9 protein-coding genes are annotated in these 9,546 nt (G+C 67.6%); 5 read left to right on the forward strand and 4 right to left on the reverse strand.

Annotated elements, in window-relative coordinates:
• Positions 1 to 15: 15 nt before the first annotated feature.
• Positions 16 to 939, forward strand: coding sequence for a hypothetical protein (locus C5H89_RS16115; RefSeq protein WP_104107971.1), 924 nt, complete (start codon positions 16 to 18; stop codon positions 937 to 939).
• 72 nt (positions 940 to 1,011) lie between these two features.
• Here the strand turns inward: C5H89_RS16115 and C5H89_RS16120 are convergent, their stop codons facing one another.
• From C5H89_RS16120 to C5H89_RS16130, 3 genes are read right to left on the reverse strand one after another with little or no spacing between them, the layout of a single operon-like run.
• Entirely contained in the window at positions 1,012 to 1,872 is an 861-nt protein-coding gene (locus C5H89_RS16120) for an exodeoxyribonuclease III (RefSeq protein WP_104107972.1), read from the reverse strand.
• A gap of 9 nt (positions 1,873 to 1,881) precedes the next feature.
• Positions 1,882 to 3,516, reverse strand: coding sequence for a PH domain-containing protein (locus tag C5H89_RS16125; RefSeq protein WP_104107973.1), 1,635 nt, complete (start codon positions 3,514 to 3,516; stop codon positions 1,882 to 1,884).
• Positions 3,513 to 4,061, reverse strand: a complete 549-nt coding sequence (locus C5H89_RS16130) for a PH domain-containing protein (RefSeq protein ID WP_240181910.1) — start codon at positions 4,059 to 4,061, stop codon at positions 3,513 to 3,515. Before C5H89_RS16130 ends, C5H89_RS16125 begins: the two co-directional genes overlap by 4 nt.
• Positions 4,062 to 4,176: 115 nt before the next feature.
• On the opposite strand from C5H89_RS16130, the gene ychF reads away from it, so the two are divergent.
• From ychF to C5H89_RS19400, 4 genes are all read left to right on the forward strand, one after another.
• The gene (ychF, locus tag C5H89_RS16135) at positions 4,177 to 5,250 is read left to right on the forward strand and encodes a redox-regulated ATPase YchF (RefSeq protein WP_104107974.1); all 1,074 of its coding nucleotides are present in this window, start codon (positions 4,177 to 4,179) and stop codon (positions 5,248 to 5,250) included.
• 278 nt (positions 5,251 to 5,528) lie between these two features.
• Positions 5,529 to 6,128, forward strand: a complete 600-nt coding sequence (locus tag C5H89_RS16140) for a hypothetical protein (RefSeq protein WP_104107975.1) — start codon at positions 5,529 to 5,531, stop codon at positions 6,126 to 6,128.
• A gap of 2 nt (positions 6,129 to 6,130) precedes the next feature.
• Positions 6,131 to 6,490 (forward strand): Imm8 family immunity protein, encoded by a 360-nt coding sequence (locus C5H89_RS16145; protein WP_162799421.1) that lies wholly within the window; start codon positions 6,131 to 6,133, stop codon positions 6,488 to 6,490.
• Positions 6,487 to 6,729, forward strand: a complete 243-nt coding sequence (locus C5H89_RS19400; protein ID WP_104107977.1) for a hypothetical protein — start codon at positions 6,487 to 6,489, stop codon at positions 6,727 to 6,729. Before C5H89_RS16145 ends, C5H89_RS19400 begins: the two co-directional genes overlap by 4 nt.
• A 467-nt stretch (positions 6,730 to 7,196) precedes the next feature.
• On the opposite strand, the gene C5H89_RS16160 is transcribed toward C5H89_RS19400, so the two are convergent.
• Positions 7,197 to 9,248 carry an MDR family MFS transporter gene (locus tag C5H89_RS16160; RefSeq protein WP_104107978.1) on the reverse strand — a complete coding sequence of 684 codons (2,052 nt, stop codon included), beginning with the start codon at positions 9,246 to 9,248 and terminating at the stop codon, positions 7,197 to 7,199.
• Positions 9,249 to 9,546 lie beyond the last annotated feature (298 nt).

Here is a 9,546-nt window from a genome sequence, read left to right on the forward strand (position 1 = left end):
GACGGTTCGCAAGCAATGTCCACGCCACTTGAGCGCGCAATCGACTCACTGTCCGACCCGAACGTCTCTATCGCCGACGCCCTACGCGGGCTGTTCGTGGTGAGTCGCCGCATCTCTGCGCACGACCTTTCAGCTTGGCTTAGGTCCGAACTCGACGGCTACACCGAGGGCCAAGATGTCCCGCAGTATCGGGAAACTGGCCATCTGCCTGTTGCCCTGAAGTTCGACGGCTACGGGGGGACCCACAACACGCTCAGCGTGTCACCAGGGGATCTGCCACATCCCCTCAGGTCCGCTTTTTCGGATGGCGCATTGAGGCAGCCTGTCGCTGAACTGGATGCTCTCTGCGACCCGTCGACTGAGTCCGAGCCGCGCATGCAACTACCCATGGCATGGGTCGAGGTGTACCGAGGCCTGGTGCAGCAGGATCTTGTCCCGTACATGCCGATGATGGTCCTCAATGGCGCCAGCCTCACGCTACCTAGGACGCACCTTCGCGGCATCCTGGACCGGGTTAAGTCGGTCGCATTGGACTTGGCCCTGGGCCTTGAGGACGTCTCACTGGAAGCTGGGGCAGCGGGTGGTCCCACGGTGGCCACGGAACCTGGATTGCAGGCCGCCGTGACGGTCCATATGCAGAGCATCTACGCCACCGACTCTTCGGTCGTGATCGGGGACAACGCCTCTCTGACGCATGTAAAGGTAGGCGATATGAGCGGCCTGCTAAAGGCAGCTCGGTCCCTGCTAACTGACGAAGGGGTTGAGGCACTAGCGGAGGCATTGGAGGGAGACGGGGGCGAACCCGCGACTGCGACCCGATCCGTGCTGGATCGCGTGCGGGGCGGGGCTTACGTCTTGGCAGGTGGTATCTCGGGCAATGCCGCCTATACCGGGATAGTTGCCTTGATTAGCATGACTTTCCCTGGGGTTTCGTTCTGAGTCAACGACGCATGAGTGGGACAAGGGTAGGCGCGCACACGCTTAGATCCGAACCGGAAAGAAGGTATGGCTCTAGCGCCGAACGTTCGCAGGAGGCAATGTTCCTGCCGATTCGTTGCTCGCCCCGGCCGAGCACAAGGTTGTCTTGTCCAGGTCCACGACAACCGGTGCATGGTCTGACGGATTACTCGTCCCTTGGTCTGGGTCGCGCTCGTCCCTGTCGATGAAGGCGTGTGTGACGCGCTTGGCGAGGCTGGGGGAACCCAAGATGAAGTCAATCCGCAGCCCTCGGTTCCTCTGGAATCGGTTACGGTAGTAGTCCCAGTAGGTGTAGACGTCCGGCCCGGGGGTGTAGGGGCGCACCACGTCGACGTACCCGTCGTCGAGGAAGGCCTGGAAGGCCGCGCGCTCCGCGGGGGTGACGTGGGTGGAGTTCTTGAACTGGGCGGGATCGAAGACGTCCTCGTCGGTGGGACAGACGTTCCAGTCCCCGACCAGGGCGCAGTCCTCGCCGAGCCAGTCGACGGCCTGGGCGCGGAGCTGGGCCAGCCAGGCGAGCTTGTAGCGGTAGTGGGGGTCGTCGGGCTTGCGCCCGTTGGGGACGTACAACGACCAGATGCGTACGCCGCCGCACACGGCGCCGATCGCGCGGGCCTCGGGGACCACGGGGTCGCCGTACCCGGGCATGCCCTCGAAGCCCACCTGCACGTCCTCGAGGCCGACCCGGCTGATCAGCGCGACCCCGTTCCACTGGCTGGTCCCCGCCGCGGCGACCTCGTAGCCCAGGGACTGCAGGCCCATCAGGGGCAGCTGGTCGACCTTCGCCTTGGTCTCCTGCACGGCCAGGACGTCGATGTCGTGACGCTGCAGGAAGGCCTCGACGCGGTCGATGCGGGAGCGGATTGAGTTCACGTTCCAGGTCGCGATGCGCACCAGGGGAGCCTAGTCGTGAGCCGCGACGAGGAACGGCGCGAGGGGGGCCGGAGTGCAGGCGTGGACCAGCGCCATGGCGCGGTCGTGCGGCACGTCGCGGAGCACGACCCGCTCGTTGCCGGCGGCCGTGGTCGCGGTCAGCGTGACGAGACCGGCCCGGCGCTGGAACAGCGACTGCCGCGCCACCCAGCCGATGATCCCGTCGGTCTCCAGGACGGTGCGGTTGCGGGCGGTGATCCCGCTGCCTGCAACCAGATGACGCTCGGTCAGCGCATTGCCCAGGTGGGCGTACGACGCCTCCGCGCAGGCGGCGGCGACCGCGACGCAACCCGGGACCAGAGCCAGCGGCACCCAGCCCGGGACCAGGTCGCGGAACTCCCACGGTCGGTTGAGGACCGCCAGGGCGACCAGCAGCAGTGCCAGGCCTGCGCTGGTGAACTGGGCTCTCACGTGGGTCCGCCGCCGCGCTGCCGGCCCGTGGGGGAGCAACGGCGTGCGTACTGCCTGCTCGTCCTCGACGATGGTGCCGGCCACATCGGCGGCCACTCGGACCGGGCTCGGAGGCAGGATCGTGGTGACGCCGCCAGCCACCCCGGTGGCGAGGGTTGCGAGCTCCGCCCCGCCAACCAGCCGCAGCAGCGCCTTCTCGGTGAGCAGCACCCCACGCACCCGCTGTTCCTCGACGCTGATCGAGCGGGTGGTGAACAGGCCCGAGGTCAGGTGCAGGGAGCCGTCTCCCCGGGTGAGTCGCAGGCCCCACCACTGGGCGACGTACCCGGTGACGGAGATCAGCAGCCAGCCCAGCAGGCCGGCCACCAGCAGCCCGGCCACCACCGAGGCCAGCGCGAACCCCGTGATCCAGCCCCACGCGTCGCGGATGTGCTCGCCGTCCAGGAACGGGAGGTCGTCGGTGAACTGGGAGACGAAGCCGACGGCGCCCACCACGATCACCAGGCGGGCCAGGCTGAACGGGGCGAACCGCAGCCAGGTCCAGTCGATGCGGGCGAGCTCCTCCTCGGGGTGGGCCCGCCACTCGACCGGCGTCGGCATCCCGGTCGGTTCGGCGTCTGCCGGCGATGAGGACGCCGCCCCGGCGAGCCCCTGGCCCCAGGGGTCCTGAGCCGTGCCGGGCCCGGTGGCAGCTCCGGGCTGCGCTGGTTCGCCCGCGGAGGCACGTGCGGTGAGCAGCAGCGCGCGCAAGGAGGCCGCGTGCTGGACCGAGACGGCATCGAGGACGATCCGCTCGTCATCGACTCCGGTGCCGATCTCCACCTTGCGCAGCCCCAGGACCCGGTGCAGCAGCGACGCCTCGAGGTCGACGCTGCGGACCCGTTCCAGGCGCACCGTGGAGCTCTTCTTGTTCAGGAGTCCGCGGCGCAGCTGCAGCTGGCCGTCGGTGATCCGGTAGTACGTCGTCAGCCAGGGGATGGCGCCGACGGCCAGCGCTCCGAGGATCATCACCGGAGTCGCCAGGAAGAAACGGGAGTCACGGCTGCCCACGCCCACGACGATGGCCAGGATCGGCACGATCAGCTGCCCGAGCGCCTTGACCGGGTCCAGCAGGAGCTTGCGCGGATCCAGCCGCTGCCACGGTACGGCGACGTCTCCTTCAGGCGGTGGCGCCGACGGCTCGTCCAGGCTCACGTGGCGTCACCCTCACTGGCAGCGGTGATCGCAGTCAGCCGGGCCACCAGCTCTCGGGCCTCCTGCTGGTCCAGACCGTCGATCGTGATCGGTCCCGCCGCCGAGGCCGTGGTGACGGTGATCGAGGAGAGCCGGAACAGGCGCATCACCGGGCCCTGCTGGGAGTCGACGGTCTGCACCCGGTTGAGCGGAGCGATGCGGGTCTCGGTGGTGAGCCATCCCGTCCGGGTGTGGATCGCCTCCGGGCTCACCTCCCAGCGGTGGACGCGGTACCTGATCCGGGGCATCAGCGCGCTGTAGGCCAGGTTGACGACGATCAGGAGCACCAGCAGTGCGGTCGCCCACCACGGGCGAGAGGGCACCAGGACGTAGATGGTGACGCCCACGGCGACCTCCACCGCGGTGGCGAGCAACGCGGTGACCAGCCAGTAGCCGATGGCCCGGCGAGAGACCTGGTTGGCGGGTTCGCGAAGCGCGACGGGCGTTAGGTCGTCCCGTGCGGGCTCGGGATCCGGGGCAGGCGCGTCGGCGTGGGGGAGCGTCACGACGCAGAGCCTTGCACAGCGTGCCGACGGCTCGCGGTGTCTCGTCGCGGCCTGCTGTTGGGGGCGGCACCACTGATTGGGAGCGCCGCGCCCGCCGGACCTAGACTCGGCGCCCGTGGCCCTCACCATCGGAATCGTCGGACTGCCCAACGCTGGCAAGTCCACCCTCTTCAACGCCCTGACCAAGAACGACGTGCTCGCGGCGAACTACCCGTTCGCGACGATCGAGCCCAACGTCGGCGTGGTCGGTGTCCCCGACTCGCGGCTGGCCACGCTGGCCAAGATCTTCGGGTCCGAGAAGATCCTGCCCGCGACCGTGGAGTTCGTCGACATCGCCGGCATCGTGCGCGGCGCCTCCCAGGGCGAGGGCCTGGGCAACAAGTTCCTGGCCCACATCCGGGAGTCCTCGGCCATCTGCCAGGTGACCCGGGTCTTCCGCGACGACGACGTCACCCACGTGGACGGCGAGGTGAATCCCGGCAGCGACATCTCGACTATCCAGACCGAGCTGATCCTGGCCGACCTGGAGACGGTCGAAAAGGCGATCACCCGCCTGGAGAAGGAGTCGCGCAAGGTCAAGGACCTGGTCGCGAACCTGGAGGCGGCGCGGGAGGCCAAGGAGGCGCTGGAGTCCGGCACTCCGATCATCGCCACCAAGATCGACCGGGCCCTGCTGCGCGAGCTGTCGCTGCTCACCGCGAAGCCGTTCATCTACGTCTTCAACTGCGACGCCGACGAGCTGAACGACGACGAGCTCAAGGCCAAGATGCGTGAGCTCGTCGCGCCCGCCGAGGCGATCTTCCTCGACGCGAAGTTCGAGTCCGAGCTGATCGAGCTGGACGACGAGGAGGCCGCGGAGTTCCTTGCCGAGGCCGGCGTCACCGAGCCCGGTCTCGAAGTGCTGGCCCGGGTCGGCTTCGACACCCTGGGGCTGCAGACGTACCTGACGGCCGGCCCGAAGGAGACTCGCGCCTGGACCATCCCCAAGGGGGCGACGGCCCCCGAGGCCGCCGGTGTCATCCACACCGACTTCCAGAAGGGCTTCATCAAGGCCGAGATCGTCTCCTTCGACGACCTGGTGGCCGCGGGCACCATGGCCAAGGCCAAGGAGGCCGGCAAGGTTCGCATGGAGGGCAAGGACTACGTGATGGCCGACGGCGACGTGGTGGAGTTCCGCTTCAACGTCTGAGGGTTTGCCTTCATGTGACGTTGGAGGGGTACTCCGGATGGATTTGGCCGATTCTAGCCAGTTCTGTGCGGGTTTCAGGCGGTTTGGACGCTCTGGGCTCCGTCCGTACGACGTTGCTGGTTGGTCGTTGTAGTCGCCCTCTCTTAACGCCATCTAAGGGTCTTCTTTCGAGGGCCAGAATGCATAAACACGTCGACCACGCATGAACAGTCGCTCAATCGGCCTCGACCGCTCTGGTTAGTGCGCACGGGACCTCGCGTTCATGGTGGAATCCACGCATGGGTGCTTGGGGTCCTGCCATTTTCTCCGACGACACGGCATGCGACATCAGGTCCGACTACCGCGAACTGCTCGAGGATGGTGTCGATGACGCAGAGGCGACGCAGCGGGTCATCGCGGACTACCAGCACCTGGCCCACGACGAGGCACACGTCCCGTACTTGGCCCTTGCGGCTGCACAGTCGGGCCTCGGGCGCCTTGAAGACTCGGTGAAGCTCGAGGCTCTTCGAGTCATCGATGCGGGGGTTGGGTTGGAGCTGTGGGCGGAGGCCGGGGACCAGGAGCTGGCCAAGAGGAAGGCTGTGCTGAGCAAGTTGCGGGCCACCCTCACAGGACCGCAGAAGCCTCCGACGAAGGTCCGCCGCCCTTGGTCTGATGTGACCGACCTAAGTTCGGGCGACGTGCTCGCTTACACGTTGCCTGACGGCAAGTTCGCCCTCTTCCGGGTCGCGCGGCATCGCAAGAAGGATGAGGACTGGCGGGAGGTTGGGTTCACGCTGGTCGGCCGGGTGACGCCCTCCTCAGGAGATGCCAGCTTCGCAGCGAGGACATACACGTCGTGGCGCTCGCTGCGAACGAGTCTCGACAACGGATGGTGAGTATGACTGTGCACGCACTGCTGAGGAGCATCGACTTGGAGCCGGAGCCGTCTTCGCTGCTCGCCAGGGCGGAGGAGTTCTGCCTCCTCGCTCGTCTGTACGCCGGTCCTGCTGATGGTCCTGGCGAGGAGTCATTCGACGTCACGGTGTGTTCTCCAGAGTGGCTTGCTGCACGTTGTCGAGACGGCGGCTTCTTCGATGCGCGTCATCACCTTGTGGTTGATGTGGCGCACTTCGACCAGGGTGCCTTGCGCTCATGGCTGGAGAAGCGCGTTAAGGCTGTCTCGGGTGACAACTGGGCTGAGGTAGGGGAGAAACTGAGCCGTCTCGGCTTGTGGGAGTTCGAGGACTACCGGCGATGACCGAGAAGCGCGAGTCAGACGTGGCCTTGGGCCTGACTGGCGACGAGGCGTTGGTGCTCTTCGAGTGGCTAGCGAGGTTCAACAACGGGGACAGCGCGTTCGAGGACCAAGCCGAGCAGCGGGTGCTCTGGGACCTCGAAGCAATGTTGGAGAAGGTCTTGTCGGCGCCTCTTCGACCCGACTATGCCGACTTGCTGGCGAGCGCGAGAGCGCGGGTGCGAGATGACGGCGTACATTAAACGACGGTCGCGGCAACGTCGTCGGTGGTCGTCTGGACGTAGTAGCGAAGGCTGACGCCACGTCGTGGTGACGCATCTGGCGACGTAGTACCTCGGGCGCAGCTCCTGCCGCGACGAGGTTCGTAGCGAAGGCATGTCGAAGCATGTGGGGTCGGAGTTCAAGCTGTGCCCGTCTGCCAGCCCGCCTGATGCCGACGTACACCGTGTTCGCTGCTCGCTCAAAGTCGTGGTCGCGGTAGCGATTGGCAAGCCAGTCCGGTAGGACGACAGGGCCGGTCGTCTTAGACGATGCGAGGTGCCCATCTGGTCGACGTTGCCGGTCGACGAACAACACGTTTCCCGTCACTTGCTGGCTTGTGCAGCAACTACGTCATGGACGACGGCGACGTCGTGGAGTTCCGCTTCAACGTCTGATGGACAACCGTCTGCTCAGGCAGAGCGGGTGTAGGTAACCGGCAGCAGCCCGGTCACCGGCCGGCGCCGACCACCGGCTCCTCGGCCGGGGAGTAGTCCGCCTCCGCCCGCTCCACCACGACGCGCCGTACGACGGAGGCGATCGCGGTGCTGATGACCTTCGGCGAGGTGTCGCTCACCCCCTCGAGATGGGCCGCGATCCACGCCGTGAGGTCGTCCCGGAGTCGGTCGACCGCGCCCGAGCCCCGGGCGGTCACGGTCAAGTTCTCGAGGTCGCCCTCGACGTACCCGGCGGAGATGACCTGGCGGAAGATCGGCTCGATCACCGCGGTCGGCAGCTGACGCGACCACGCGATCTGACCTACGTCGGCGCGATGACCGGCGGCGGTGAGCCCGTAGACCTGGACGACCGCCCAGACCCCGGCCGCGTCGAGATCCTCCTCGGAGGACTGCAAGAGGTCCAGCACCCGGTCGCGGCGCCGGCCATAGAGCAGGTTCGTGATCCGGCGAGACAGCACCTCCTCGTTGGGCGGCGAGTCAGGGGCACCGAAGCCGGCACCGAGGTCCTGGGCAGCGTCAGCCACGTTGTCGGCGAGCTTGACCTGCGGCAGCACGAGCGCCAGGACGAAGGCGACCACGGCGACCGGGACCGCCCAGAGGAACACGTGGGTCAGCGACTCGGAGTAGGCGCCGACGATCGGCGCGATCACCCGGTCGGGGAGCGCATGGAGCGCTTCCGGCGTCGCTAGGTCGGCGGGTGTGACGCCGCGTGCTCTGGCGACCGCGGCGGGCAGCCGGTCCTGGAGGAAGTTGGCATAGAGGGTCCCGAAGATGGCCGCGCCGAACGCGCTGCCCATGGTGCGGAAGAAGGTGACCCCGGACGTGGCGACCCCGAGGTCGCTGTACTGGGCCGAGCCCTGCACGACGATCGTGAGCACCTGCATGCTCATGCCGATGCCGAGGCCCAGGACGAACAGGTACAGCGAGGAGACTGCGAGGGGGGTCGACGGATCCATCTGGGAGAGCAGGAAGAGCCCGAGAGCCATCACCAGGCTGCCGAGGACCGGGAAGACCTTGTAGCGCCCGGTCTTGCTGACGATGTTGCCGGCGGTGACCGAGGTGATCAGCAGCCCCACCACCAGCGGCAGCAGGCGGAAGCCCGACTCGGTCGCGGAGACGCCCTCGACGTACTGGAAGAACGTCGGCAGGAAGGTCATCGCGCCGAGCATCGTGAAGCCGACGACAAAGCTCAGCGCGCAGCAGACGGTGAAGACCCTGGCACCGAACAGGCGCGGGGGCAGGATCGGTTCCGCCGCCCTCCGCTCGATGAGCACGAAGATCCCGAGGACCGCGACGCCGCCCACGAGGAGGCTGATGATCTGCCACGAGCCCCAGGCGTACGTCGTGCCGCCGAAGCTGGTCGCCAGCACCAGCATCGAGGCGCCCACTGCGACTGCGACCATGCCGGGGTAGTCGATGCGTGGCTTGGCCCCGCCGGCCACGCGGGGGATGGTCCAGGCTGCGGCGACGACCACGATGGCGGCGAGCGGGACGTTGACGTAGAAGCACCAGCGCCAGCTGGCGTTGTCGGTCAGCAGCCCGCCGACCAGCGGTCCGATCACGGTGGCGAGGCCGAAGACGGCGCCGAGCGCACCCTGGAACTTTCCGCGCTCGCGAAGCGGGATGATGTCGGCGATCAGGGCGGTGGCCGTGACGGTGAGACCGCCGGCGCCGATCCCTTGCAGCGCCCGGGAGCCGATCAGCCAGACCATCCCGTCGGCCAGGCCGCACAGTGCCGAACCCACGATGAAGACGACGACGCTGAGCTGGAAGACGAGCTTGCGGCCGAACTGGTCGCCGAGCTTGCCGACCAGCACGGTGACCGTGGTCTGGGCGAGCAGGTAGGAGGTGACCACCCAGGACACGTGGGTGCCGCCGCCGAGGTCGCCGACGATGGTCGGCAGCGCCGTGGACACGATCGTCGCGTCGAGCGCGGCCAGGAGCATGCCCAGGCCGATGGTCGCGAACGCCGCGATCCGGCGCCGGCCGGTGAGCGCCCGTGTTGCGACCGGCGCAGGCGCCGGCGTGGCGGTGGTGGCGGACAAAGGGGCGCCTCCTTCGAGACGGGGCACCAACAGTTTCAAGCTGGTAGTGGATTGAGGAACGTGCCTTTGTGCCCGATTCCTTGGGACGCACGACGGGGAGCGTGCGACGCCGGGACGGCCGTGCTCCCACTCAGCCGTACGGGGCCGACGAGGTCCAGAGCCTCCTCTGGTGCGCACGCGGCAACGGGCAAGCCTCTGACCTGGGCAAACGTGGTTAGGGACCCCCGATTTGGGGGTGGGCGGCGAGGTGGTGCTAGTGTTCCTCTTGTCGCCGCGAGCGGCTCCCGCCAATGGCCAG

The sequence above is a fragment of the Nocardioides sp. 616 genome (assembly GCF_002930065.1).
GTDB classification, from domain to species: Bacteria; Actinomycetota; Actinomycetes; order Propionibacteriales; family Nocardioidaceae; genus Nocardioides; species Nocardioides houyundeii.

Excerpts from the sequence above, each read along its gene's own strand:
- C5H89_RS16115 (WP_104107971.1), top strand. The coding sequence starts at position 16 with ATGTCCACGCCACTTGAGCGCGCAATCGACTCACTGTCCGACCCGAAC.
- C5H89_RS16140 (WP_104107975.1), top strand. The coding sequence starts at position 5,529 with ATGGGTGCTTGGGGTCCTGCCATTTTCTCCGACGACACGGCATGCGAC.
- C5H89_RS16145 (WP_162799421.1), top strand. The coding sequence starts at position 6,131 with ATGACTGTGCACGCACTGCTGAGGAGCATCGACTTGGAGCCGGAGCCG.
- C5H89_RS19400 (WP_104107977.1), top strand. The coding sequence starts at position 6,487 with ATGACCGAGAAGCGCGAGTCAGACGTGGCCTTGGGCCTGACTGGCGAC.